The organism is Pedobacter sp. ok626, from assembly GCF_900100435.1.
In the GTDB taxonomy this organism is placed as follows: domain Bacteria; phylum Bacteroidota; class Bacteroidia; order Sphingobacteriales; family Sphingobacteriaceae; genus Pedobacter.
In genome coordinates this window covers 17,708-41,471 of record NZ_FNEX01000028.1, presented here as the reverse complement: position 1 = coordinate 41,471, position 23,764 = coordinate 17,708, and the positions used below count along the sequence as shown (strand labels likewise).

Genomic DNA, 23,764 nt, shown 5'->3' with positions numbered 1-23,764 from the left:
TAGGTGTGTTATGTACTTAAAAATGAGTTTACATATGAGCATAGAAGAAAAAGGAAGCATATCCATTCACACGGAGAACATTTTCCCAATTATCAAGAAATTCCTGTATTCAGATAACGAGATCTTTTTAAGAGAGCTTGTATCCAATGCCGTTGATGCGGTACAAAAAATTAAACGTTTAGCGGCTCTTGGACAATACAGTGGAGAACTAGGTAACCCACTTGTAGAGGTTGCGGTAGATGAAGAGAAGAAGACCATTACCATTACAGATAATGGTTTAGGTATGACCGCCGAAGAGATAAAAAAATACATCAATCAAGTTGCATTTTCGGGTGCAAGCGAGTTTGTTGAGAAGTTTAAGGATGCAAAAGATGCCAACGAAATCATTGGTAAATTCGGGTTAGGGTTCTATTCTGCATTTATGGTGGCTGATTTGGTAGAGATCCAAACACTTTCTTATCAGGATGGCGCGGAGCCTGCACGTTGGGTATGTGATGGTAGTACCGAATATGAAATTACCGCAGGTGATAGAACGACAAGAGGCACACAGATCATATTACATGTTAACGCAGAATCTGAAGAATTTTTAAGCAAAAATAAGCTGGAAGAAATTCTTGATAAATATGGTAAGTTCTTACCTGTTCCAATTAAGTTTGGCACTAAAACAGAGCAAGAACCAGATGGGGAAGATGAAGAAGGCAAGCCTAAAACTAAAAGTGTTGAGGTTGATAACATCATCAATACAACTAATCCAATCTGGACAAAAGCACCTGCAGATTTGTCAGATGAGGATTACCTTGCATTTTATAAGCAATTGTATCCTTTCTCGGAAGATCCATTATTCTGGATCCATCTGAATGTAGATTATCCTTTCAACTTAACGGGTGTATTGTACTTCCCTAAAGTGAAGAATGATTTTGATATGCAACGCAATAAAATCAAGTTGTTCTCACGTCAGGTGTTCATTACTGATGAGGTTAAAGACATCGTTCCTGAGTTCTTGATGTTATTACACGGTGTAATTGACTCACCGGATATTCCATTGAATGTGTCAAGAAGTTTCTTGCAAGCAGATAGCAACGTTAAAAAGATCAACAGCTATATCACTAAAAAAGTAGCGGATAAGTTGCAGGAACTGTACAATAAGGACCGTAAAGGTTACGAGGAAAAGTGGAGTGACATTGGCTTATTCGTGAAATACGGTATGGTAAGCGAAGAGAAATTCTACGACAAAGCAAAAGACTTCGCTTTGTTAACCAATACTAAAGAAGAGCATTACACATTAGAAGAGTATCACAATAAGGTAAAAGACCTACAGACCGACAAAAACGGACAGGTAGTTTACATTTACGCTAACGATCCGGCAAAACAAGATAGTTTTATCCAGTCGGCCAATAAAAAGGATTACGATGTATTATTGATGAATTCTCCGATAGATAATCACTTCATCAGCCAGTTGGAGCAGAAGCTTGAGAAAACGTCGTTAAAACGCGTAGATTCAAGCGTAGCAAGCAAGTTGATTGATAAAGATGAGAATGTAGAATCGGTATTGTCGGAAGATCAGTCTAAAAAAGTTAAAGAGATCTTTGAAAAAGCAATCACCAAGCCAGGATATAGCGTAGAAATTGTAGGCTTAAACCCTGAAGAGTTACCGGTAACTGTAACTATGGATGAGTTTATGCGTCGTATGAAAGATATGGCCGCAATGGGTGGCGGAATGGGCTTTTATGGCAATATGCCAGATAGCTATAAAGTAGCCATCAACGGTAACCATAAGTTAATTGGAAAAATCATTGCAACTGATAATGAAGCAGAGCAAGGTTTATTGGCCAAACAGGCTGTAGATTTAGCTTTGCTTGCGCAGGGAATGTTGACAGGAGCGGAATTGACTGCTTTTGTAAGCAGAAGTGTAGAATTGATTTAAAAAATGACCATTCTCTTCGAAGACTGGAATCTTTTGCCCTGAAGAAAGGCAAAATTTCCTAGGCCTTCTCTGAGAAGGTAATTTTTTTCTGAAAAAAATAAGGAAGGCCTGTGTCAAATAACACAGGCCTTCCTTATTTTTCAATCTCTGTTCTCGAAATGTTAAAGAATGCCTTGTAGATCAGCAGGAGAGTAATTGATAGATTTCAAGGTTTTATTGTCGTTAGACCTATACACTAAAAACAAGGAATCCTCTTCTTTATGATATGCATCGCACTGCTGGGTTGTTCTATAATGTTGTATCGTTTGATTGGCTTCTTCTTCTGATTTGCAAGCTTTACTCATATTAGAGCGGTGCACTTCATCGAAAAGGGTTTTGAATTTATCAGCTAATCCGAATTCCAATATTGCACCTGCCAGTACATATTGTAGGTCGCACAATGCATCGGCAACCTCTACAAAATTGTTGGTTTCAATAGCGTGTTTCAATTCGTTAAGTTCTTCTGCCAGTAAGGATACCCTTAAGTTCGCCCTTTCTCTAGAAGGAATGCCTGGAGTTTCTTTTATTGGATGCTTAAATGTTTTATGAAACTCTGCTACCTGGTTTAATGAATTTGCTTCCTGCATGTTTTAATGAGTTATTTTGTGATTTAAATTTACACTTATTTATTCCGTGCCAAAATTAATGTAATAAAATTAATTTGGTCGACTCGCGCAAATATCCCCGCAATACATGAAGTACATTTTTGTACTATCATAAAAAATGTACACTGTTGTAGCGTTTTTTAAGTAAGCCTCGTTTTAATAGAAAAATAGTTAATGGCCATTAACCGATTGTTTTACAAAAAATAAAAATGAGGACTTCAGCAATGAAGAATCTTAACCCTTTAAAAAGTAAATGATTATGAAAAAAGTGAATAATTTCAAAGCGATATTTAAAGCCTTTATTGCCGTACTTACTGTATCTGTAGTTTTTGTAGCTTGCTCAAAAGACAGATATGAGACTGTTCAGGTGGCAGGTCTTTCTATGATTAATGCCTTCGCAGCACCAGATTCTCTAGATTTTTATGTTGATCAAACAAGAGTGAATGGTAAATCATTCAAATTCAATAGTAAAATTGATTATAAAAACTTATTTCCAGGAAACAGAGCGCTAAGCATAGCTAAAAGAGGATCAAATAAAGCTTTAGCTTCTGAGCGTTTCAACTTGGTTTCGGGCGAGCTCTACTCTATTTTTGTATTGGATACAGTGAATACAAACACTAAAAAATTCCTTTTAACTCAAGATGACTTAAGCGCACCTGCTGCTGATAAAGCTAAAGTTCGTTTCATCAATTTAAGTTCAGATGCGCCTGCATTAAGCCTTAGAATTAATGGAAAAGATGCAGATTTGTTTACAGGAAAAGCATTTTATGAGTATACAAGCTTTACTTCAGTTGATCCAGGCACAAGCGTAACGTTTAACATTAATGATGCTACAGGTGCAACTAAAACAACCCTGCCAAATGTTAAAATAGAGAGTGGTAAAATCTATACTGTTTATGCAAAAGGAATTTCGACTGCAACAATCGACAGTTTGAAATTAGGAGCTGCAATTTACACACACAAATAATATCTGCTTATATTGGAGGTTGTTCAATTGGACAGCCTCTAATAAAAGAATGAAGCAATATTGAAGATGATGAGGTGATATTGTCCCAACAAAAAGACGTATATTAATGGAAAACGTATAAACTAACCCCTAACTGCTTAAGAAAGGATGCTCAAGTTTGAGGACGCTATAAGAGGGTGTTTAAAGAATGACAACAAGAGTAAAGAGATGGTATATAAATCATTCTACGGCTATTTAATGGGCGTAACTTTACGTTATGTTGAGGACCGAAATGATGCAGAAGAGTTGGTTAATGATAGTTTTATAAAGGTTTTTAAGAATATAGGTCAGTTTAGTGCCCCAAAATATAATGATCAGGTGCAAAAAGCCTTTAAAGGCTGGATAGCTAGAATTTCATCCCGAACGGCTATCGATTTTTTACGAGGTAAAAAGACTTTTTTATACGTAGATGATATTACTGAAGAGCAGCAACCGCTTACTGAATTAAATGCAGTGTCGCAGTTAAATGTGCAGGATATTATGAAACTATTGAATAAGCTACCTGAAACTCATAAATTGATTTTTAATATGTACGAAATTGAAGGCTTTTCGCATGAAGAGATTTCAAAAATGCTAAACATCCCCGAAAGCTCCTGTAGGGTTTATTTAACAAGAGCAAAGAACAAGTTGAGAGAGCTGTATAAAAACTCCCTGATGAATTCATATGAACCGACAACACAAAATATCCGAAAAATATGAAAAGGGCAGATGACGAGCTGTTTGCTCACATAAAGGAAAGTTTGACGGAGCACGAGGAGGTTTATGTTCCCGGTGCATGGGAGCGCTTTGAGAAAAAAGAAAGAAAAAGTGGTGGCTGGTTATGGTTAGCAAGCTTAGCTAGTGCGGCTGCCGTACTTTTAATTGGCTTTGCTGTATTTTATAACAATAATAACGCAGTGGAACACCTACCTGTACAAGAACAGGCAAATCATAAAACAGATAAGCAAAGTACAGACACATTGTCAAATACACCGTTAACAGCGGTACCTGAACGTAGAATAGCAGATAATTTAAATACTCCTTTAATTGTCACCGTTAAACCTGATAAGGCCGTTCAGCAAGCCGTTGTTTCTAACGAGCAGCCGACGGTTATACCAGTGCAAAATAATATAGTAAATGCTAATCCAACAACTCCGGATAAGAAAAATAATATAATCTCTGCGGTTGTGGATTCTGCTAGCATGGCCAAAGTTCCGGTAAAAGAAAACAACCCAATTAAAGAAGATAAACCTCGCAGCTTTCAGGATTTTCTGGATGCGGAGGTAAAAGCGAACAGTAATGTGTTGGCATCGGCAAAGTCGAGTGCTAAAAAAGCGGATAAATGGGAAATGGGATTAGTTCTTGCGCCTTCTATTGGTAACAGTAAAAAATTAAATATGGGGTATGGCGTAAGTTTAGGTTTTGTATTATCCGATAAAGTTTCTATTAGCTCGGGTATATCTTATAATGAAATGGGGGCCTCAAAAAGCATGACCGGCGGAGGAAATACTTATGACTCGCCAACTACAACCGCTGTGGTTAGCAATACCCAAACCTTGCAGTCTGTTGATGCCAACGTGGTAGGGATCGATATTCCTCTTGGAATTAAGTATAGCCTCAGCAAAAAGTTTTACACCAATGTTGGTGTATCTGCTTTTGCTGTTTTAAGCCAGAAGCAAAACAATAACTACCTGAAAGGGTCTCTTGAATATGCGGTTCAGGATGCATCAAATACCTTAGCACTAAAAGCTGTTTTTACGACCAAGACTGTTTCGGAACCTGTTCCATCTGCCGAGCTACCGAACGATAAGTATTTAGGGTTTTATAACATTTCCTTTGGCTTTAAACAGAAAATATCCGGTAATAAATCATTTGCAGTAGAGCCTTTTATGAAGCTTCCGATGAAGGAGTTTACAAAGGATAACCTGCACCTAATTGGCACAGGACTCCGGTTGAAATTTGATTTCTAGGATTATTCTTCCTTCAATTCTTTTAAGATGTTTTCAATCTCCTTTGCATACTTTTGATAATAGGTTTTTAGCCAATATACTGCGGAGAAATGAAGGACAGCAAAGATCATTACAACACTTAGTCCAAAATAGAGGTAAAAAGTAGTATGCGTTACATCCGACTGTAGCAAGCTTACAACATGATCGTATTTTAGGTTAATGAGTAATAAGCTTAGTATCATCAAAACAAAGGGGAACAGCATATAGCTAAACATTTTGTAAAGTTCCATATTTAGCTTGATGTCATAATTTATCTGATATAAAGCATCTTTTGTCGTTAATGAGCTTGCGCCAACACGTTTGTAAAAGGCATAAAAGCGTGCAAAAAAATAAACGCAGGTAACCACAAACAGGATGTATATCGCATTAAAAGGTAAAAGGAGTACAGGTTTAAAATGATAAACTTGGGGTACAAATGCAATTAGTAGAATAGATAGTGCCTGTACAACAAACTCGTGTCGCATGTTCCTTTTAATTTTATCAAGAGGTAATTCTGCGCGCTTAATTTCCTCTATTTTATTAGGTATTTTTATGTTGTTGTCGGAGTCCTTGCCCCAGGCAGATTTTATATCATCAAAATTCATATCCTTGTTTCTTTATAAGTTCTTTTAATTTGTTCTTCGCTCTGTTTAGTTTAACTCTTGCATTTCCTTCACTAATCCCCAGGTTCTCTCCTATTTCTTTGTGCGAGTAATCTTCAAGGAAATAGAACATCAAAGCTTTTTCAATTTTGTCTAGCTGTTGCAATGCTTTGTAAAAGTGTGCCAGCTGTATTTCTTTAGTTTCGGCGTCATCTGTTGGGACCTCAATTTCATGGGCAATTGTGGCATAGGCATCTTCTTTTCGTTTTTGCTTTTTGAAATATACAATTGCGGTGTTGAGCGCCACGCGATACATCCATGAGGAAAATTTGCTTTGGTGGTTAAAGGAGTCATATGATTTCCATAGTTGGCAGATAATTTCCTGAAACAGATCTTTCTGGTCGTCATCATCGTCCATATACATTCTGGAGATCTTATGTATAATTCCTTTGTGGGTTTCTACTTGGTCAAGAAATTCTTTTTCTCTTGTTTTCAAAACTATTTCATTATGGGTTTCACCGTATAGCCTTGATTTTTTAGCAATTGTAATATGCCTTCTTTTCCAGGTAAGTGTCCGCAACCAACCGCAAAGAAGCAGCTTTTGTTTTTCATCATTGCGGGCATTTGATCGGCCCAGTTGGCATTTCTAACCTGTAGCAACCATTTATTGCTCTCCTCCGTGTTGCCCCATTTCTTGTCGTTTAGTATTTCACTAACCTTACCTAGATCTTCCATTTTGTAGGCACGAATCATATCACTAAATACAGTTTTGTAATCATCGAAACCAGTAATCTGATTAACCAATTCGTCATCGCTAAATGCTTTTGCAAAGAAGTTTGTTTGTTGTTTCACGGTTTCGAGTGCGCCAATGGTTTTGTTTTGTGTTTTGGCAAAATTAATAAATTCAACTTCATAAGATTTGATTTCCGAACATGGAAGTGTTTTAGAAATAGCGAAGCTGGTTACGGCGGCTAAAGTAAGCTGATCCAGTGTTTTTAATGATGTTCCTGTTTTTAAGGTCAATACCGAGTCTAATCGGTGAAACTGCGAGGGGCTTAGTTTTTTGCTTAATGGAACTGCTGATACTATTGATTTTTGAAGATCTACCATTTCTGCGGGATCGTTAAAGTTTAGTTCCAATACGAGGTCATCGGCACTTGTTATGGCGCTTTTGGTTTTGTCGCTGATCAAGAAATCTGGTTCACAGATCATATGGATGGTGCCATAAACGTAAGATGGTTTGGTTAAGCCATTTCCACTCACTTCCCATAACAGGGAATTTGTAGTTTGTTTTTGTTGCGCCTTGAGATTAACTGTAAAAATTAAGGAGGCGATAAGTTGAAGGGTACAGAATAAATTTTTCATAATAGATAGTTTTTTGGGTTTTCATAGAGTAAGTATTTGGGATATAGGATTCGTTACAGATTATTTTTAAATAATTTTTAAGATTAACAATGAAATGTCAAAACCTGTCTTAATTGGGCTTGTTGAGCGACGAATCTCGTAGCTTTACAGAAAAGCGCTTTACTAATAGATGATGAAGAAGATTTTTAATAAAAAGAATATTATAAACGGGCTGTTCCTGGGCTTTTTCCTGATACTTATTTTTGTGCCATCGGCAAAGGCTCTAATGATTCGTGGCTTGATGGAGATTGGTCTTTTTAGGCCGTCCGTTGAAATCCCTAAGGAAAATGCAACTCCAGAAGCTGCAGCCGACTTGTCGGGGATTAGCTTTAAGGATGCTTCAGGTCGTATTGTTGACCTGGGAAACCTAAAGGGAAAAGTTATTTTTCTGAACTTCTGGGCTACCTGGTGCCCTCCATGCCTAGCCGAGATGCCTTCTGTAAACAAGCTATATGAGCAGTTTAAGGACGATAAAGACGTAGTTTTTATTCTGGTAGACGCTGATAGTGATTTTGCAAAATCGAAAAAGTTTATGGATGAAAAGGATTATAAAATGCCAGTTTTTGCTGTCGCTAGCAATATTCCAGAACAGATTTTTAAAGGTTCTTTGCCAACTACCGTAGTATTTGATAAACAAGGACGCATATCTTACAACGAAGTAGGGGCTGCAAATTATGCTAGCCCAAAATTCATAGATTTTATAAAAAAGTTAAAAGAGAGTAACAATTAGCCCTTATTTAGGTCTTAAAGTTAAAATAGGTTAAATGATTACAGAAAGTTAAAAATTCTGTAAATTTATAGAGCATTAAACAAGGATTCGATTAACCTGAGATGAGGCAAATCGAGGCTTATTAAAATATATACAGATGAAAAGAAATTTGATTTTTGTATGGAGTTGTATCGTAGGAGTAGCTTACGGAACAGCTGGCTATGCGCAAAAAGTTGATCCAATAAAAGATCAGAATCCTAGGCATCAGGAAAGCAGAGCGAAGTATATCGAATTGGCCGATTCTTTGAATCGTGATCAAGGGTCCACAGTTCAAAAGACCTATAAAGCATATGATTGGTATGAGGCCCGTGAAGAGCGCAGGAAGCAAAGAAGGGACCGTAATTTTCAGTTAGAGCTTAACGGCGGATATTATTATGGCAGTCCATATTCTTATCCTTCAATCAGCTATGGCAACTATGGCTTTGGCGGCCGTTTTGGTTATGGTGCCCATGTGGGTTTTGGCTTTGGCAACAGCAGACCGTGGTACGGATGGTAAACAGCATATTTAAAAACTTTATATTCAAAAAAATGCAGGTAAAAAGGATAATGACTATTGCGGCGATTGCCGTTTCTGGAATGATAATCACTTCTTGTTCGCGACAAGTAACACGTGTAAGTACCGATCAGGCTATTGATGTAAGTGGCAATTGGAACAATACAGATTCGAGACTTGTAGCAGAAGAGATGACACAGACAATTTTGGGTGGTAAGTGGTTATCAACTCACCTCGAAGAACATCAAGGTAAAAGACCTGTAGTTATTGTTGGTGTAATGCAAAACAAAAGCCATGAACATATTGATGCCGAAACTTTTGTTAAAGATGTAGAGCAGGCTTTTATTAAAAGTGAGCGCGTACGTTTGGTACAGGGCGGTAAAAAGAGAGAAGAGCTACGTGGAGAAAAAGCTGATCAGCAAGATAATGCAACGATCTCTACGATGAAGAAATTCGGATTGGAAAATGGAGCTGATTATATTCTTCAAGGATCCATTAACTCTATTGTAGATTCACATAAACGCAAAAAAGTAGTGTATTACCAGGTGAATTTAGAACTTACTAATATCCAGACCAACGAAGTTGTTTGGATTGGTGATAAGAAAATAGCTAAATACGTTAAAAATTAGTCGGCATTATACCGGCTAAATATAATATGACACATATCCGTAGGAATATCTTTAAAGCATCATTCTTTTTAGGAGTGATGCTTTTTCTTTTCGGTTGTTCCAGCTATAATGACATGATTGCGTCTTATTATAAGCAAATCTCTGCAGGTAATTATGCCGAGGCAGTGAAAGAACTGGATAAGAACAAGCTGTTACAAAAACCTCGAAACAAGCTCCTTTTTTTAATGGAAAAAGGGAAAGCCAGTCACCTTGTTGGCGATTATGAAAGTAGCAACCGATATTTTAACGAAGCCGATCAGCTTCTGGAGAATGGAATGGGTGGCGCTATGGATGCAGTAGTGGGAACTTTGGTAAATCCAATGACGCAACGCTATAAGGGCGAGGATTTTGAAAAGTTTATGATCCATTATTACAAAGCCTTGAACTATTTGTACCTGAACAAAACGGAAGATGCCATCGTGGAGGCGAGACGAATCAGTCTGCAATCACAGGAACAAGGGGATAAGTTTAATGATAAAGATAGCCGTTATTCAAAAGATGCCTTCTCATTGATGCTTCAGGGATTGATTTATGAAAGTGATAGAGACATAAACAATGCTTTTATAGCTTATAGAAATGCCGCAGAGGTATATCTGAAAAGCGAAAATCAGACCTATTATGGGACAAAAATGCCAGAGGAACTTAAGCGCGATGTGCTGAGGACGGCCTATTTGAATGGCTTTACCGCTGAATTGGGCCGTTTTGAAGGTTTATTTGGTATGAAATACCAACCTAATGCAGCACCTGAAGGTGGAGAGCTTATTTTCTTTTGGGAGAATGGCCTGGCACCAGTAAAACAGCAGGAAGAGTTTTTCTTCTCTTTAATTAAAGGCAGTGGGGGGGACTTGTTTTTTACCAATCTCGGAGGCACGATCATTATTCCGTTTAATTATGGCTATAGTGATGGTAATTTTAACCTGAACGGCGTAGAGAGCTTAAGAGCTACTTATCCAAAATATGTTGCCCAAGCGCCTTATTACAGTTCTGCTAGTTTAAGCAATGGAACGGAAACCGTTTCGTTTGAAAAGGCAGAAGATATTAATGAGCTGGCTTTTAAAACCCTGAGCCAGCGATTTATGAAAGAGATGGGCAAGGTCTTGACACGTTTGGCAGTGAAAAAGAGCGCAGAATATGTGCTTAAGCAAAGTTCAAAAGGGAGTGGGAAAGATGGGAAAGACAATGCTTTGCTAGAAGGCCTGGGATTTGGGATGCAGCTATATGGTTTACTTTCCGAAAAAGCGGATACACGAAATTGGCAATCTTTACCCGCCAATATTAACTATACACGCATACCTTTGCAAAAAGGAAGCAATACCATAACCCTGAGTTTAAAAAACGCATCAGGGGCTGAGGAATCGAAAACAATAGAAATTACAGGGACAGGAAAGCTACAGTTTTATAATTACTCAACTTTACGGTAAGCCGTTTTAATACAACTAACAATAGAATACAATATGCAACCATTCGACATTACAATAGGGACAATAGATTATGCGGTATTTCCAGAAGGGGAAGATACTTACGTTATTTTTAAAGATGGAAAAGAGTACGTACACATTCAAAAGGATACAGAAGAGCAATGGTTAAAGCTTGATGAGGTGACTGCTTTACCTACGTTTGAGACCAATGAAGAGATCAATGCCATAGGCCGTGCGATTGTGGCGCATGTACCAGAAGAAGAGGAGGAAGACCCAGAGGATGCGGAGGAAGATCTTTTAGATTAACCAGACCAGCTATCCCTGTCCAGACTTCGGTAATGTATCGCCTCTGCCAGATGCTCTAATTTAATGTCTTTGCTTTCAGCAAGGTCGGCAATGGTTCTGGATACTTTTAAGATACGATCATAAGCACGGGCTGAAAGGCCCAGCTTTTCCATTGCCTTTTTAATCAAATTCTGGCCCGCATCATTTATTTTGCAAACATTTCGAACCATATTAGGACTCATTTGCGCGTTGTAATATAAGTTTTGGGTGGTGCTGAAACGGGAGTCCTGAACCGCACGAGCTTTAATTACTCTTTCTCTGATAGTGGCGCTCTTTTCTGTTTCCAAAGCAGAAGTCAATTCGTTAAAATTTACAGGCGTTACTTCTACATGCAAATCAATACGGTCTAATAAAGGCCCGGAGATTTTGCTGAGGTATTTTTGAACGACCCCCGAACCACAAATGCATTCCTTCTCGGGATGGTTATAAAAGCCACATGGACAGGGGTTCATAGAGGCAATCAGCATAAAACTAGCTGGATATTCGACGCTTAAACGTGACCTTGAAATGGTTACGCAACGATCTTCGAGGGGTTGGCGCATCACTTCGAGCACACTGCGCTTAAACTCTGGTAATTCATCTAAAAATAAGACACCATTGTGAGCTAGTGAGATTTCGCCAGGCTGTGGATTGGCCCCGCCACCGACTAAAGCCATGTCCGAAATCGTGTGGTGGGGGCTGCGGTAAGGACGCTCCGTCATTAATGATTCGGCCGCATTTAGCTTTCCGGCTACAGAATGTATTTTTGTGGTTTCTAATGCTTCCTGAAGATTTAAAGGAGGTAGAATGGTGGGTAGACGCTTAGCTAGCATAGTCTTTCCGGCTCCTGGAGGGCCAATTAGGATCAGATTGTGTCCGCCGGCAGCGGCAATTTCCAGCGCTCTTTTTATGTTTTCCTGGCCTTTTACATCCGAAAAGTCCTGCTCATAGTTGCTTACATTATTGTAAAACTGATCTCTGGTATTAACGATTACAGGATCGGGCCGCGCTGTCCCGTTAAAAAATGCAGCGACTTCTGATAGGTTGCGCATTCCGTAAATTTCAAGTTCATTTACAATCGCAGCCTCTCTAGAATTATCCCAGGGTAGTATAAAACCTTTGAAGCCCGCGGACCGGGCTTGTATAGATATGGGTAATGCGCCTTTTATAGGCTGTAGGCCGCCGTCTAAGGACAATTCTCCCATAATAAAGTATTTGTCTAGCTCTGTGTTTTCTATTTGCCCTGAGGCAGCCAAAATGCCGATGGCGATTGGGAGGTCGTAAGCTGATCCTTCTTTGCGGATATCGGCTGGGGCCAGATTGATGACAATCTTTTGTCGAGGCATTTTAAGTCCCGCCGATTGGATGGCACTTTCAATCCTTCTCAAGCTTTCTTTAATGGCATTGTCGGGCAAGCCAACAATATGGTAGCGATTGCCCCCGCCTATACTTACTTCGATGGTGATGGTTAAGGCATTTACGCCAAAGACGGCGCTGCCATATGTTTTTATCAGCATAGATTCACATTAGATGTCCTAAGTGTGAATCTATACTGATTAGAGGTTTAGTTGGTTAAGAAAACCAACCTTTTTTATCTCTGTGGCATTTTAGGCATATTCTTCATCATCCTGGCAGCTGTAGCCGGGTTAGAGAACTGCTTCATTACCTTACGCATATCTTCAAACTGTTTGATCAGTTTGGTTACTTCTTCAATTTTATTTCCAGATCCTTTAGCAATACGTAAGCGTCTGCTTTGTTGAATACTATCTGGATTTTCACGCTCATACTTAGTCATTGATTGGATAATGGCTTCTACATTTTTAAAAGCATCGTCCTCAATTTCAACGTTCTTCATCATTTTTCCAACACCAGGTATCATGCCCATCAGGTCTTTCATGTTACCCATTTTTTTAATCTGTTGGATCTGATTATAGAAGTCGTTAAAGTCGAACTTGTTCTTACGAATCTTTTTCTGAAGTTCTGCAGCTTCTTTTTCGTCAAACTGCTCTTGCGCACGCTCAACCAATGAAACCACGTCACCCATCCCTAAAATACGTGAAGCCATCCTTTCAGGATAGAACACATCAAGGGCTTCCATCTTTTCGCCAGTACCGATAAATTTGATCGGTTTGTTGACTACAGATTTAATTGAAAGTGCTGCACCACCACGGGTGTCACCATCTAATTTGGTTAATACAACGCCGGTAAAATCAAGCCTATCGTTAAATGCTTTTGCCGTGTTAACCGCATCCTGTCCGGTCATGGCATCCACAACAAATAGGATTTCGTGTGGTTTAGTGCTTTCTTTTACAGCAGCGATCTCGTCCATCATCTGCTCGTCTATTGCTAAACGGCCTGCTGTATCTATAATGATTACATTGTTATGCTGTTTTTTACCTTCAGCAATACCTTCCAGCGCAATAGCAACCGGATCTTTAGATGCCGTATTTGCATATACCGGAACACCGATCTGCTCACCTAGTATTTGCAGCTGATCTACCGCTGCTGGTCTGTAAACGTCACCCGCTACCAATAAAGGTTTTTTGCCTTTGCCTTTAAGGTAGTTGGCCAGTTTTCCGGTAAAAGTAGTTTTACCCGCACCATTTAAACCTGCAATTAATATAATTGTTGGGTTTGCTTTTAAGTCTAATTCAGTAACCTCACCGCCCATTAAGGCCGTCAGCTCATCATTCATCACTTTGGTCAGCAATTGACCCGGAGAAACAGCTGTAAGTACATTTAAGCCTAAAGCTTTTTCTTTTACCTCATCGGTAAAGGTTTTTGCCGTTTTATAGTTTACGTCGGCATCTAATAAAGCCTTACGGATCTCTTTCATGGTTTCGGCCACGTTGATTTCTGTAATGCTTCCTTGTCCTTTTAAGACCTTAAACGCACGATCTAGCTTATCCTGTAAATTTTCAAACATTGTCTTTAATGCTTAGTGTTCAATTTTTTGTAGCCTCAAAGGTATTAATTTTGAAGGAAACAGTTGAGATTAATTAAAAAGTATTAACGAGGGAAGTAGAATGATACACCAAGTGAGAGTGCCTGGCTCCATTGTACATTCTTATCGTTGTCTTTATCAAATAAACCCACGCAGGTTAATGAAACGTTCATCAGCCGGTTTAATTTGGAGGTTATGGAAGCATCCAAACGGTGATCAATTTGATTTAGAGCCCTGTCGTAAGGAATAAACATCTGATACCTTGCTTTAAGCACTGTATTGGTAATTACTTCTTTTTCGAAATTACTTACGATCTGGAAGGCCAGTTCATTTTTAAATTTCTTGCCGTAATCAACACCATATTTAATCGGGGCTATTGTCCACTTTTCTTGATTATTGGGGTCAGTAGGGTCTTTTGTAATATATATTGATTGATCTAATACAAAAGTTTGTCGCGCACTACCCGTACCAATTCTGGTAGAAAAGTACTTATTTGGCTTGTACTCAAAACCGAAGGATTCCGTCAGGTAACCGGGTGTCATGAACTTTGAAATAAGTGTTGCCTCTTCGTCACCTGTAGTGGCATTTCTTTTATAAGAAAAACCTGAATCAAACTGAGACTCAAAGTTGATCGAACCGAAGAAGTACCAGTTTTTGGACAATTGCAATGCGGCTTTATTATCCCAGAAAATCCGATCTCGGGTTTTCTTTTGCAACTGATCTTTATTTTTAACCTTACCGTACTCTAAAATTACCTCGCTTACGTAACTGTAATTTTCCTTGCTGTATTCCGCTTTATAATTTACAATCCCGCCCACGGCAAGGGAGTTTACACCTCCACCTTTCCAGTTGTCGGAAAATGTGGCTTGGTTTACGTTAATGCCGACAGAGGTTTTGGTTTTCCAGTAATTTACCCGGGCATCTACCACCATAGGGCTTAACTCCACAGGTTTAAAAGGGATTGTACCAGTTCTTGACGGCAGTGGACTGCGCTTTAATTTAATATCAAGCCCCTTGGTGTTAATTGGGATGGTGTCGATCTCCTGAGCATACAGCTTTGTAATACCGCTAAAAACAAGAAGTAGGGAGGCATAAAAAATCTTCATTGTTACAAAGAAAAACAAAAAAGTGACGGATTAAAAGTTTAATAGTAAACTAATTGGATAAGTCCACTAGAAATGTGCGTCTTTTAGAGATATCTAAGCCAGGAGAAAAACTTTCTCCGCTTCAAATAATTCAGGTCATTTTGGGACGCATAAGCTTCTTTTTCAAAAACGATATTGAAATAGGCTTGATAATGGTTTTTGTACTTGAGGAGCAAAATCAGATAGTTCAATAGATATAATAAGTAAAAAGGGAAGACGAGGAGTTCCAATTGTTGTCGCAAGTGTATCCGCTCATGGTTCACCAGCACGGAATCGTTTTTTTGTCTTTTGTGCTTTAAAAGAATAAAAGGGAAGATCGCCATGGCATCAGCAGGTATTTTTGCGACAACTAGGAAGAACGGTTTCAAAATGTTTCAATATTTATTTTGGGCAAGGTGGGTAGTCGGAATGCCGCAGGATTACGTTTATAATTCGTGTAGTTGTTTTTTAGGTAAACCACAAAAGCATAATCCGAAGCAGTTAAAACAAAATCGTAGGACGGACGGTATTGCAACATAAAATCTTCTGCTTCGTAATCACCAATTTGTAAAACGCGCTTTACGTAATCTGGTTTAAACCGATAATCAACAATAGCTTCCCGGTAGTCTCTTTCCAGTATTTTTTGCAAATGCCGGGCATTCTTACCCTGACGGCTAAGTAGGTTATAAATGGCATCTATACCCAATCCGGCACCCCCCAGGCCTAGATTAAGCAGGTCTTTTGCCTTTCCCTTGTCCAACGCGTATTTGTATTCTTTTAAGGATTTTTCATGAAGTTCCTTTGGCGTGTATTTATTGCCTACAATGGAGACTTCGCGAAGTGAAATACCTAAAGGTTTCAATTGAAAATAAAAGGCCTTTTGATTGTTTATGACAACAGTATCTAAAGCATATCCTTGTAAAACAGCGAATAGTGTATCGCCTGGTTTAGCTTTAATGGTAAATTCTCCTTTAGGCGTATTGTAAATGCCCTCGTCATTGGCCGAATTGTAGATGTACACTTTTGCTAGCCTAAGTTTGGAATCCTTATCTATCACAAAGCCTTGCACCGACGTTTGTTGGGCAAAAGCTTTAAATGTTAAACAGTAAAAAAGGAGCACCAGGCTATAAAACTTCATTTAATACAAAAATACAAGATAATGATAGCGGTTAAATAATCATTAACATTATTTAACTAAGATGAGTTTTTGGCCTATTTTAATTCCGACATCGCTCAGGTTGTTTAGCGATTTTAAAGTATCAATGCTCACATCAAATCTTTTGGAAATGCCATAAAGCGTATCGCCTTGCTTAACTGTGTAGGACCCGGGTTTAAATATGGGCGCAGTATTTGTTTCTGCGCTGGTGGTGTCTTTTACTATTGTAGTAGAAATTCTTAAGGTGTCAGGGGTTTTCATCACCTGCTTTGAAGGAGGATTGATAACAGGTGTAAATTTCTTTTTCTCATTGGGTATGTTGGCATTGATTTCAGAAAATACTTTGTCCTCCCTTTTAATTTTATCTTTTTCGGATTCTGGTAAATCGTATTGGTAAAGCTGGTATCTGTCAATCACATTAATCAGCATATCCGGATATTTAGGATTAGTAGCATAACCAGCCTGTTTTAGGCCCAAAGCCCAATTTTTATAGTCATTCTTATCCAGCTCAAATAAGGCACTATAACGCTTTCTTTTTAAAAACTCCGAATGGTCTCTATAGGATTCGCGGGCATCTTTATATACTCTAAAACAATCGTCAACTTTATCATCGTCCTTATAATAACCTTTCCCTTTCCAATCAGATGTGCATTTAATGCCAAAATGGTTGTTGGCATATTTGGCCAGACTGCTGTTACCGCTTCCAGATTCTATAATGCCCTGAGCCAGGGTAATACTTGCCGGGATGCCATTCTTGTTCATTTCCTCTATGGCAACAGTTTTAAAAGACTCAATATAATTGAGGGTAGTATATGATTTAGCATCAGGATTGGCCTTGTTGGCGGCTTTTTCTATTTGTTTATTGTTGTGACTGTATTTTCTAGATTTACAGGCGCTAAAAAATACAACGGCTAATAATGCTAATAGTATTTTGTTGTTCATTATAATTTAAGTTTTTGTCCGGGTTTAATGGCGTGGCTTTTTAAACCGTTCTTTTTCATAATTGCTGCGGGAGTTGTGCGGCGTACTTTTGCAATGTTGTGCAGGTTGTCGCCACGTTTAACCGTATAAATTTTTGAGGAGGTAGACTTACGTTTGCTTGATGGAGCCGGTTTTGCAACGGGTTCTATATAGTCGTCAGGCCGCTCGTCATACTGAACAAGCTCGTTCTTTTTAATGATGGCAATAATTTGAGAGGCCCAGGTCCGACTTCTGGCATATCCGCCACGTTGAATCCCTCTGGCCCAGTTTCTATAGTCGTACTGGTCATATTTGTCAAACAAACTGCTAAAGGAGCCCCTGCTTTTCAGAAATTCCAAAAAGTGATCGTAAGATTCATTTGCGGTTGGATAATCGCGGTATGAAGATCGGATTTCTGTATTGCTGTTTGCTCCCTTAATTCCAAAATGGTTGTTTAGGTATCTGGCTATTTTGCTAGTTCCGGCGGCCGATTCATGAATGGCAACAGCCAGAATAACACTTGCAGGAATTTTATACTCCCGCATCAACTCTTGCGCATGTTCCGCATAGTTATTGATGTAATCTTCGATGGTTTGCGCATTGGCGCTAAAAGTAAAGCAGGTTAGGAATAGCGAGGTGTACAGTGCTTTTTTAATCATACTTTATTTTTTTCTGATGACAAACAAGCCGTCTCTAACCGGGAGAATAAGTTTTTCTACTCTATTGTCTGCCAAAACCTTATCGTTAAAGTTCGTAATATTTTTAGTGTCCTTGTCTGGGTTGCTGTTCAATACTTTTCCACTCCACAGTACATTATCCACAATGATGAGCCCGCCAGGTCTTACCCTGTCGAAAATCAGGTCATAGTACGTACCATTGTTTTTTTTGTCAGCATCAATAAAAACCAGGTCAAAGGTTTCATTCAGTGCATTGACCGTTTCAGTGGCATCCCCCAGGATGTACTTTATCTTGTCATTGTATGCTGATTGAGCAAAATTACTACGGACCATTTCTTCCAGTTCTTCGTTGATGTCTAGTGTGTAAATGAGTCCATTCTCTGTTAAGCCTTCGGCCAGACAGAGTGTTGCATAGCCGGTAAAGGTCCCAATCTCAAGGATTCGGCTGGGGCTCACCATTTTGCTAAGCATGCTCAATACACGACCCTGATAGTGTCCGGAAAGCATTCTGGGCAACAAAACCTTAAGGTTCGTTTCCCGATCTATCCTTTGTAGCAGTTCAGTTTCAGGTTCACAATAGTTGAGCAGCAGTTGCTGCATGTCGTCATTAATTAAGCTCATAAACGTTGGGTTTCCATAAAATATTGCAAAATTATGGTTGCTGATATGGTATCTACTCTTTCTTTATTCCGTCGATCTTGCTTTTTTAATCCGCTTTGCATGATGGTCTGATGGGCAAGTTTAGACGTAAAACGCTCGTCAATCCAGTGTTGGGGGATATCGGGAAAGGTCTTTTTTAATGTTGTAGAAAATCCCTTTACATGTTGTGCCGAGTCTGAGGGCGAGCCATCCATTTGTTTCGGATCACCCAAAACAAAAGCCTCTATCTGTTCGGTTAACATATATTTTTTCAAATATTCTATAATATCTTTAGGATGTATGGTATCCAGTCCGGTTGCAATAATTTGCAGGGGATCAGTAACGGCTATACCGATACGCTTGGTTCCATAATCAAAAGCAATAATTCTGGGCATGTGGGCAAAGATAAGTAAGTCAATTCGTATTGCCATCAAATTGCTCTTATCTTGCTTTAAACCTGCTTCTCTATTGCCTGAGCAAAAGGATAGCAAAACAATAGCAAAAGGATAGCAATAGGAAAGCAAAAGAAAACTACTACTCAGACTTCTCAATACAACCAGAGTGTAGGCTTTGTCCCTATCTGAAATGTCAACTTCTTAAGGGGTATTATATCCAAGTCTTAAAAAATTGTTATTTTGCACCAAATGCAATTTAAAGAGATCGTCGGACAGGAGAATATAAAGCAGCAATTGATACAAACAGTTGCCGAGAACAGGATTAGTCATGCTCAGTTGTTTCTATCAAGCGATGGTAGCGGGGCTTTGGCTTTAGCTATTGCTTATGCCCAATACATCAATTGTTTAGATAAGCAGGACGATGATAGCTGTGGTGTTTGTTCCTCATGTCGTAAATACGAACGGTATATTCATCCCGATTTGCATTTTTCTTATCCATTCTTTGCTTCAAAGGATGTAAAAACAGCGGTTGATGTGCTGGAAGAGTGGAGAGGTATGTTGCTTGCAGATGCCTATTTTGATATGGATATCTGGCGGTCTAAGCTAAGTGCAGAGAACAAACAAGCAAATATTAACATTGCCGAGTGTCATGATATCATTAAAAAATTAAGCTATAAAGCTTTTGAGGCAGAAACAAAGGTGCTGATTATGTGGTTACCCGAGTATTTGGATAAAGAAGGGAATTCGCTACTTAAAATTATCGAAGAACCACCTCAAAATACGTTGTTTATTCTGGTTGCTAATAACCAGGAGCAAATCCTTTCTACGCTTTTATCACGTACACAGATTGTGAAAATTCCCAAACTTTCTCATGCAACCATCGAGCATTATTTGATGGAAGGACATGGTTTATCAGAAAATCAGGCGACAGAGTATAGCTTTCTGGCAGATGGGAATTTAATTGAGGCAAAGTCGTTGGTGGCCAATACACACAACGATAATGCAGATAAGTTTGCGGAGTGGTTGCGAATGGGCTATGGGAATCGGGTACTTGATTTAACGATTTTTGTAGAGCAGGCCGCAAGCTGGGGAAGAGAGAATCAAAAGAACTTTTTAAAATATGGAATCAGCTTTTTACGCGAGTGTAGTTTGTTGCTTAGCGGGGCTGATGATTTGGTGAAATTGCCTGTTAGGGCACTAGAAACCGCTAAAAAATTATCAACGCATGTATTAGATCTGAACATGGCGGATGCCATTATCTCAGAGTTGGAAAAGGCGCATTATCACATCGAACGAAATGCAAACCCTAAAATTCTGTTTTTAGATGTATCTTTACAATTGGTAAAAATAATTAAGTTTAAAACGTTCCCGAAAGGGACTCAACATATATACAATTAATTATGGGATGTGGAAGTTGTTCTACAGGTGGCGGTTGCGCCCCCGCAGGCTGCAAAAGTAATGGCTCGTGCCTTACTGGCGGATGCGGAAAAATGGAAGTTTACGATTGGCTGTCTAATTTGGACATGCCCTCAAATTATAAGCCTTTTCAGGTAATAGAAGTTAAATTTAAAGGCGCAAGGAAAGAATTCTTTGTAAATAATGATAACATTTACCTTGAAATTGGCGAGTTGGTAGCGGTTGAAGGACCAACTGGCGGCTATGATATCGGTCACGTATCACTTACCGGTGAACTGGTAAGGATGCAGATGAAGCGCAGGAAAACTGCGATTGATCAGGTAACACGGAAAATTTATAGGAAAGCGACAGAAGCTGACGTAGAGAAGTGGAAAGTAGCAAAGGGAATGGAATGGGAAACCATGCATAAAGCCCGTACGCTCGCTTTGGATTTGCGTTTGTCTATGAAAATTAGTGACGTGGATTATCAGGGGGATAAAACTAAGGCTACCTTCTTTTATACTGCTGAAGGTAGAGTAGATTTTAGGGAATTGATTAAAAAAATGGCCGAAACTTTCCGAATTAGGATTGAAATGCGCCAGATAGGTATGCGTCAGGAAGCTGGTAGATTGGGCGGAATTGGATCGTGTGGAAGGGAATTGTGTTGCTCTACCTGGTTAACGAACTTTAAGACCGTATCTACTGCTGCGGCAAGGTATCAGAACTTATCTTTAAATACCTTAAAACTAGCTGGACAATGTGGTAAGCTGAAATGCTGTTTAAACTACGAGCTGGATACTTATTTAGATGCACTTAAGGATATTCCTGATCGTGTAGATAGTTTACAGACCGAAGTTGGGGTCGCCAGACATCAAAAAACAGATATTTTTAAGAAGTTAATGTGGTTTAGTTATCCAAATATGGAAGACTGGATTCCTTTAAAAGTTGACCGTGTGAAAGAAATCATGGCGATGAACAAAAAGGGACAGAAACCTAATAATCTTAAAGAAGAGGCTGTGGAGTTGGTTACTACTGCCGTAGTAGATAAAATTCCGGATTATGAAAATGTGGTTGGACAGGATAGTTTAACACGTTTGGATGATAAACCGAGAAATAAAGGGAACAAGAACAACAATAACCGGAACAACAATCAGAATCGCAATAAAAATAATGCGGAACGTTCTGACAGACCGGATAGAGCGAAGCAACCGCAACAGGCACCGAAGCAGCCACAACAGGGGCAAAAAGCACCACAACAGGCGAAAAATAAGCCGGATGTAAGCAAGAAAGAAAATGTTCCGGGACAGGTTCAAGCTAAGGCCCAGCAACCGAAGGTTAAGATTGCTGTTGCACAAGAAGGGCAGCCAAATGCTGCGCAACCTGTAGAAGGACAGCCAGCTGCTAAAAAGAATAATCGAAATAGGAATAATAACCGCAGAAAAAAGCCATCGGATAAGCCTAAAAATGAATAATCGTAACTTTTTACTTTTGTTTTCGACCGCTTTTACTTTGTTGTTTAGCGGTTGTGATACCAATATTATTGAAGATAGCAATCATGCAATGCCTTCACGTAACTGGAGTTATGCCGACAAGGTGAAGGTAATGGTTGATATTACCGACACCAGTAAGCCATATAATATTTACTTTAAATTAAGGCATACTGCTGATTATAGATATTCAAATATTTTTGTCCTCCTGAATGTAAGAGGAGGACAAAAAAAACGGAGTAGACGTTACGAATTTAAGTTGGCGCAGCCTGATGGGCAATGGAATGGATCAGGCTCGGGAAACCTATACACCTATTCTTTTCCATTGCTAACCCAATTTAAATTCCCAGCCCCGGGAAAATACGAACTGGAATTGGAGCAAAATATGCGTGATAATCCCCTTAAAGAAATAAGCGACGCCGGAATAAAGGTGTCTCTGGCAAACTAGTTAAAGCAGCGGTAACAGCTGCTCTAATGCCATCCCCCGTGATCCTTTTAAAAGTACAAGACTATTGTTGATTGGATTTTCCTTTAGAAAGGCTTGTGCTTCAGCGGGTGTACCGAAGAAGTATCCCTCATTGGCTTGTTTGGCTTCTAAAAAATGATGACCAATAAAAATTAGGGTATTTATAGGTAGTTTTTCTGCTTGCTCAATGATCAGCTTATGTTGTTCTGGAGATTCTCGTCCCAACTCAAACATGTCTCCGATAATGATGGTTTTATTGTCGCTACTTAAAAGTTCAATGTTTTTAAGTGCTGCGGCCATACTGCTGGGATTGGCATTGTAAAAATCACATATAACGGTATTGGTAGCGGTTTTGGTAATCTGAGAGCGGTTATTGTTGGGTAGATATCCCGATAGGCCAGCATTAATCTGATCTGGATCGACTTCAAAAAACTGACCAATAACGATTGCTGCAAGTATGTTTTCAAAATTATAGGCTCCCGTTAAATGGACTTCTGTATTAAAAGATCCCGTTTGGCTCGCCCAGGATAGTTGAATGAAAGGATCTGATTTCAGTAGTTTCCCTGATACCGTATTGGTCGTCTCTAATCCATAATAGACAACTTTGTTGAGCATAGCTTTTTCGCTCATCTCTATTATATAAGGATTATCTCTGTTGATGAAAGCCGTCCCATCATGGTTTTTCAGGTAGGCAAACAACTCTGCTTTTCCTTTTTTTACGCCTTCAAAGCCTCCAAATCCATCTAAATGGGCCATGCCGATGTTGGTGATCAAACCATGGGTAGGCTTTGCGATATCGCATAAAAACTCGATTTCCTTTTGATGATTAGCACCCATTTCTATAACTGCGATCTCGGTTTTCGAGGTAAGGGAAAGGATGGAAAGTGGAACGCCAATATGATTGTTTAAGTTACCCTTGGTTGCAAAAGAGATGTATTTCTGAGCAAGCACAGCATTGATTAACTCTTTGGTCGTTGTTTTTCCGTTGCTTCCTGTTAAGCCTATAACAGGGATGTTGAGCTGATTGCGATGGTGTTTGGCCAGGTCCTGTAAGGCGGTTAAGACATCGGGGACTAATATACAACGCTCGTCTGTTTGGTAATTTTCATTGTCAACAATAGCATAAGCTGCACCTTGACTTATCGCCTGTGCAGCAAAGGTATTTGCATCAAATTTGTCGCCCTTAAGCGCAAAAAATAAGCAACCCTCGGTAATGTTCCTCGTATCTGTACATATAGTTGGATGCTGAAGAAAGTGCTGATATAAGGAATCGATGGTGACCATATGTTAATTTGATGAAAT

The 23,764-nt window shown here is 39.1% G+C and carries 25 protein-coding genes; 12 read left to right on the top strand and 13 right to left on the bottom strand.

What is annotated here, in order from left to right; translation table 11 throughout:
* Positions 1 to 34: 34 nt before the first annotated feature.
* Positions 35 to 1,924 carry a molecular chaperone HtpG gene (gene htpG, locus BLS35_RS26745; RefSeq protein WP_207909199.1) on the top strand — a complete coding sequence of 630 codons (1,890 nt, stop codon included), beginning with the start codon at positions 35 to 37 and terminating at the stop codon, positions 1,922 to 1,924.
* 161 nt (positions 1,925 to 2,085) lie between these two features.
* Here the strand turns inward: htpG and BLS35_RS26740 are convergent, their stop codons facing one another.
* A complete protein-coding gene (locus BLS35_RS26740; RefSeq protein WP_090787561.1) occupies positions 2,086 to 2,550 on the bottom strand; it encodes a pyrophosphohydrolase domain-containing protein in 465 nt (154 codons plus the stop codon).
* Positions 2,551 to 2,827: 277 nt separating this feature from the next.
* Between BLS35_RS26740 and BLS35_RS26735 the strand changes: the two genes are divergently transcribed.
* The 3 genes from BLS35_RS26735 to BLS35_RS26725 all read left to right on the top strand — a co-directional run bounded on the left by BLS35_RS26735 (position 2,828) and on the right by BLS35_RS26725 (position 5,523).
* Entirely contained in the window at positions 2,828 to 3,535 is a 708-nt protein-coding gene (locus BLS35_RS26735) for a DUF4397 domain-containing protein (protein WP_090787558.1), read from the top strand.
* Between the two features lie 147 nt (positions 3,536 to 3,682).
* A complete protein-coding gene (locus BLS35_RS26730; protein WP_090787556.1) occupies positions 3,683 to 4,273 on the top strand; it encodes an RNA polymerase sigma factor in 591 nt (196 codons plus the stop codon).
* Positions 4,270 to 5,523, top strand: a complete 1,254-nt coding sequence (locus BLS35_RS26725; RefSeq protein WP_090787553.1) for a hypothetical protein — start codon at positions 4,270 to 4,272, stop codon at positions 5,521 to 5,523. Before BLS35_RS26730 ends, BLS35_RS26725 begins: the two co-directional genes overlap by 4 nt.
* Positions 5,524 to 5,525: 2 nt before the next feature.
* Here the strand turns inward: BLS35_RS26725 and BLS35_RS26720 are convergent, their stop codons facing one another.
* From BLS35_RS26720 to BLS35_RS26710, 3 genes are read right to left on the bottom strand one after another with little or no spacing between them, the layout of a single operon-like run.
* The gene (locus tag BLS35_RS26720) at positions 5,526 to 6,146 is read right to left on the bottom strand and encodes a hypothetical protein (RefSeq protein ID WP_090787550.1); all 621 of its coding nucleotides are present in this window, start codon (positions 6,144 to 6,146) and stop codon (positions 5,526 to 5,528) included.
* Positions 6,136 to 6,639 carry an RNA polymerase sigma factor gene (locus BLS35_RS26715; RefSeq protein ID WP_090787547.1) on the bottom strand — a complete coding sequence of 168 codons (504 nt, stop codon included), beginning with the start codon at positions 6,637 to 6,639 and terminating at the stop codon, positions 6,136 to 6,138. Before BLS35_RS26715 ends, BLS35_RS26720 begins: the two co-directional genes overlap by 11 nt.
* Before the next feature lie 2 nt (positions 6,640 to 6,641).
* A complete protein-coding gene (locus BLS35_RS26710) occupies positions 6,642 to 7,508 on the bottom strand; it encodes a TraB/GumN family protein (protein WP_090787544.1) in 867 nt (288 codons plus the stop codon).
* Positions 7,509 to 7,677: 169 nt separating this feature from the next.
* Here BLS35_RS26710 and BLS35_RS26705 point away from each other — a divergent pair, with 169 nt between their 5' ends.
* The 5 genes from BLS35_RS26705 to BLS35_RS26685 all read left to right on the top strand — a co-directional run bounded on the left by BLS35_RS26705 (position 7,678) and on the right by BLS35_RS26685 (position 11,201).
* On the top strand, positions 7,678 to 8,277 hold the full coding sequence (locus BLS35_RS26705) for a TlpA family protein disulfide reductase (RefSeq protein ID WP_254779157.1): 600 nt from the start codon (positions 7,678 to 7,680) through the stop codon (positions 8,275 to 8,277).
* 136 nt (positions 8,278 to 8,413) lie between these two features.
* Positions 8,414 to 8,812 carry a hypothetical protein gene (locus BLS35_RS26700; RefSeq protein WP_090787539.1) on the top strand — a complete coding sequence of 133 codons (399 nt, stop codon included), beginning with the start codon at positions 8,414 to 8,416 and terminating at the stop codon, positions 8,810 to 8,812.
* Positions 8,813 to 8,844: 32 nt separating this feature from the next.
* Entirely contained in the window at positions 8,845 to 9,438 is a 594-nt protein-coding gene (locus tag BLS35_RS26695) for a penicillin-binding protein activator LpoB (protein WP_090787619.1), read from the top strand.
* Positions 9,439 to 9,464: 26 nt separating this feature from the next.
* Positions 9,465 to 10,898 (top strand): COG3014 family protein, encoded by a 1,434-nt coding sequence (locus BLS35_RS26690; RefSeq protein WP_090787536.1) that lies wholly within the window; start codon positions 9,465 to 9,467, stop codon positions 10,896 to 10,898.
* Positions 10,899 to 10,931: 33 nt separating this feature from the next.
* Positions 10,932 to 11,201 carry a hypothetical protein gene (locus BLS35_RS26685; RefSeq protein ID WP_090787533.1) on the top strand — a complete coding sequence of 90 codons (270 nt, stop codon included), beginning with the start codon at positions 10,932 to 10,934 and terminating at the stop codon, positions 11,199 to 11,201.
* On the opposite strand, the gene BLS35_RS26680 is transcribed toward BLS35_RS26685, so the two are convergent.
* The 8 genes from BLS35_RS26680 to ruvX all read right to left on the bottom strand — a co-directional run bounded on the left by BLS35_RS26680 (position 11,198) and on the right by ruvX (position 19,114).
* Positions 11,198 to 12,736, bottom strand: a complete 1,539-nt coding sequence (locus tag BLS35_RS26680) for a YifB family Mg chelatase-like AAA ATPase (protein WP_090787530.1) — start codon at positions 12,734 to 12,736, stop codon at positions 11,198 to 11,200. The genes BLS35_RS26685 and BLS35_RS26680 overlap by 4 nt on opposite strands.
* Before the next feature lie 74 nt (positions 12,737 to 12,810).
* Positions 12,811 to 14,145, bottom strand: coding sequence for a signal recognition particle protein (ffh, locus tag BLS35_RS26675; protein WP_090787526.1), 1,335 nt, complete (start codon positions 14,143 to 14,145; stop codon positions 12,811 to 12,813).
* 83 nt (positions 14,146 to 14,228) lie between these two features.
* Complete coding sequence (locus tag BLS35_RS26670) at positions 14,229 to 15,269, bottom strand: DUF3078 domain-containing protein (protein ID WP_090787523.1); 1,041 nt, start codon at positions 15,267 to 15,269, stop codon at positions 14,229 to 14,231.
* A gap of 403 nt (positions 15,270 to 15,672) precedes the next feature.
* Positions 15,673 to 16,425 carry a hypothetical protein gene (locus BLS35_RS26660; protein WP_090787520.1) on the bottom strand — a complete coding sequence of 251 codons (753 nt, stop codon included), beginning with the start codon at positions 16,423 to 16,425 and terminating at the stop codon, positions 15,673 to 15,675.
* Positions 16,426 to 16,473: 48 nt separating this feature from the next.
* The gene (locus tag BLS35_RS26655; protein WP_090787517.1) at positions 16,474 to 17,385 is read right to left on the bottom strand and encodes a glucosaminidase domain-containing protein; all 912 of its coding nucleotides are present in this window, start codon (positions 17,383 to 17,385) and stop codon (positions 16,474 to 16,476) included.
* Positions 17,385 to 18,062 (bottom strand): glucosaminidase domain and LysM peptidoglycan-binding domain-containing protein, encoded by a 678-nt coding sequence (locus BLS35_RS26650; RefSeq protein ID WP_090787513.1) that lies wholly within the window; start codon positions 18,060 to 18,062, stop codon positions 17,385 to 17,387. The genes BLS35_RS26655 and BLS35_RS26650 overlap by 1 nt, the downstream gene beginning before the upstream one ends.
* A gap of 3 nt (positions 18,063 to 18,065) precedes the next feature.
* Positions 18,066 to 18,701, bottom strand: coding sequence for an O-methyltransferase (locus BLS35_RS26645; protein WP_090787510.1), 636 nt, complete (start codon positions 18,699 to 18,701; stop codon positions 18,066 to 18,068).
* Positions 18,698 to 19,114, bottom strand: a complete 417-nt coding sequence (ruvX, locus tag BLS35_RS26640) for a Holliday junction resolvase RuvX (protein ID WP_090787507.1) — start codon at positions 19,112 to 19,114, stop codon at positions 18,698 to 18,700. The genes BLS35_RS26645 and ruvX overlap by 4 nt, the downstream gene beginning before the upstream one ends.
* A 249-nt stretch (positions 19,115 to 19,363) precedes the next feature.
* Here ruvX and BLS35_RS26635 point away from each other — a divergent pair, with 249 nt between their 5' ends.
* The 3 genes from BLS35_RS26635 to BLS35_RS26625 are packed head-to-tail and all read left to right on the top strand — an operon-like array spanning position 19,364 to position 22,444.
* Positions 19,364 to 20,512 carry a DNA polymerase III subunit gene (locus BLS35_RS26635; RefSeq protein WP_090787504.1) on the top strand — a complete coding sequence of 383 codons (1,149 nt, stop codon included), beginning with the start codon at positions 19,364 to 19,366 and terminating at the stop codon, positions 20,510 to 20,512.
* Between the two features lie 2 nt (positions 20,513 to 20,514).
* Complete coding sequence (locus BLS35_RS26630; RefSeq protein ID WP_175459639.1) at positions 20,515 to 21,981, top strand: PSP1 domain-containing protein; 1,467 nt, start codon at positions 20,515 to 20,517, stop codon at positions 21,979 to 21,981.
* Positions 21,974 to 22,444 carry a gliding motility lipoprotein GldH gene (locus BLS35_RS26625; RefSeq protein ID WP_090787501.1) on the top strand — a complete coding sequence of 157 codons (471 nt, stop codon included), beginning with the start codon at positions 21,974 to 21,976 and terminating at the stop codon, positions 22,442 to 22,444. Before BLS35_RS26630 ends, BLS35_RS26625 begins: the two co-directional genes overlap by 8 nt.
* On the opposite strand, the gene murF is transcribed toward BLS35_RS26625, so the two are convergent.
* Positions 22,445 to 23,746, bottom strand: coding sequence for a UDP-N-acetylmuramoyl-tripeptide--D-alanyl-D-alanine ligase (gene murF / locus BLS35_RS26620; protein WP_090787499.1), 1,302 nt, complete (start codon positions 23,744 to 23,746; stop codon positions 22,445 to 22,447).
* Positions 23,747 to 23,764 lie beyond the last annotated feature (18 nt).

What these genes read in the sequence shown, in the direction of transcription:
- BLS35_RS26705 (WP_254779157.1), top strand. Translation starts at nt 7,678, where the DNA reads ATGATGAAGAAGATTTTTAATAAAAAGAATATTATAAACGGGCTGTTC.
- ruvX (WP_090787507.1), bottom strand. Translation starts at nt 19,114, where the DNA reads ATGCCCAGAATTATTGCTTTTGATTATGGAACCAAGCGTATCGGTATA.
- BLS35_RS26680 (WP_090787530.1), bottom strand. Translation starts at nt 12,736, where the DNA reads ATGCTGATAAAAACATATGGCAGCGCCGTCTTTGGCGTAAATGCCTTA.
- BLS35_RS26670 (WP_090787523.1), bottom strand. Translation starts at nt 15,269, where the DNA reads ATGAAGATTTTTTATGCCTCCCTACTTCTTGTTTTTAGCGGTATTACA.
- BLS35_RS26645 (WP_090787510.1), bottom strand. Translation starts at nt 18,701, where the DNA reads ATGAGCTTAATTAATGACGACATGCAGCAACTGCTGCTCAACTATTGT.
- htpG (WP_207909199.1), top strand. Translation starts at nt 35, where the DNA reads ATGAGCATAGAAGAAAAAGGAAGCATATCCATTCACACGGAGAACATT.
- BLS35_RS26695 (WP_090787619.1), top strand. Translation starts at nt 8,845, where the DNA reads ATGCAGGTAAAAAGGATAATGACTATTGCGGCGATTGCCGTTTCTGGA.
- BLS35_RS26660 (WP_090787520.1), bottom strand. Translation starts at nt 16,425, where the DNA reads ATGAAGTTTTATAGCCTGGTGCTCCTTTTTTACTGTTTAACATTTAAA.
- BLS35_RS26685 (WP_090787533.1), top strand. Translation starts at nt 10,932, where the DNA reads ATGCAACCATTCGACATTACAATAGGGACAATAGATTATGCGGTATTT.
- BLS35_RS26710 (WP_090787544.1), bottom strand. Translation starts at nt 7,508, where the DNA reads ATGAAAAATTTATTCTGTACCCTTCAACTTATCGCCTCCTTAATTTTT.
- murF (WP_090787499.1), bottom strand. Translation starts at nt 23,746, where the DNA reads ATGGTCACCATCGATTCCTTATATCAGCACTTTCTTCAGCATCCAACT.
- BLS35_RS26650 (WP_090787513.1), bottom strand. Translation starts at nt 18,062, where the DNA reads ATGATTAAAAAAGCACTGTACACCTCGCTATTCCTAACCTGCTTTACT.
- BLS35_RS26690 (WP_090787536.1), top strand. Translation starts at nt 9,465, where the DNA reads ATGACACATATCCGTAGGAATATCTTTAAAGCATCATTCTTTTTAGGA.
- ffh (WP_090787526.1), bottom strand. Translation starts at nt 14,145, where the DNA reads ATGTTTGAAAATTTACAGGATAAGCTAGATCGTGCGTTTAAGGTCTTA.
- BLS35_RS26635 (WP_090787504.1), top strand. Translation starts at nt 19,364, where the DNA reads ATGCAATTTAAAGAGATCGTCGGACAGGAGAATATAAAGCAGCAATTG.
- BLS35_RS26655 (WP_090787517.1), bottom strand. Translation starts at nt 17,385, where the DNA reads ATGAACAACAAAATACTATTAGCATTATTAGCCGTTGTATTTTTTAGC.
- BLS35_RS26700 (WP_090787539.1), top strand. Translation starts at nt 8,414, where the DNA reads ATGAAAAGAAATTTGATTTTTGTATGGAGTTGTATCGTAGGAGTAGCT.
- BLS35_RS26720 (WP_090787550.1), bottom strand. Translation starts at nt 6,146, where the DNA reads ATGAATTTTGATGATATAAAATCTGCCTGGGGCAAGGACTCCGACAAC.
- BLS35_RS26740 (WP_090787561.1), bottom strand. Translation starts at nt 2,550, where the DNA reads ATGCAGGAAGCAAATTCATTAAACCAGGTAGCAGAGTTTCATAAAACA.
- BLS35_RS26735 (WP_090787558.1), top strand. Translation starts at nt 2,828, where the DNA reads ATGAAAAAAGTGAATAATTTCAAAGCGATATTTAAAGCCTTTATTGCC.
- BLS35_RS26730 (WP_090787556.1), top strand. Translation starts at nt 3,683, where the DNA reads ATGCTCAAGTTTGAGGACGCTATAAGAGGGTGTTTAAAGAATGACAAC.
- BLS35_RS26630 (WP_175459639.1), top strand. Translation starts at nt 20,515, where the DNA reads ATGGGATGTGGAAGTTGTTCTACAGGTGGCGGTTGCGCCCCCGCAGGC.
- BLS35_RS26625 (WP_090787501.1), top strand. Translation starts at nt 21,974, where the DNA reads ATGAATAATCGTAACTTTTTACTTTTGTTTTCGACCGCTTTTACTTTG.
- BLS35_RS26725 (WP_090787553.1), top strand. Translation starts at nt 4,270, where the DNA reads ATGAAAAGGGCAGATGACGAGCTGTTTGCTCACATAAAGGAAAGTTTG.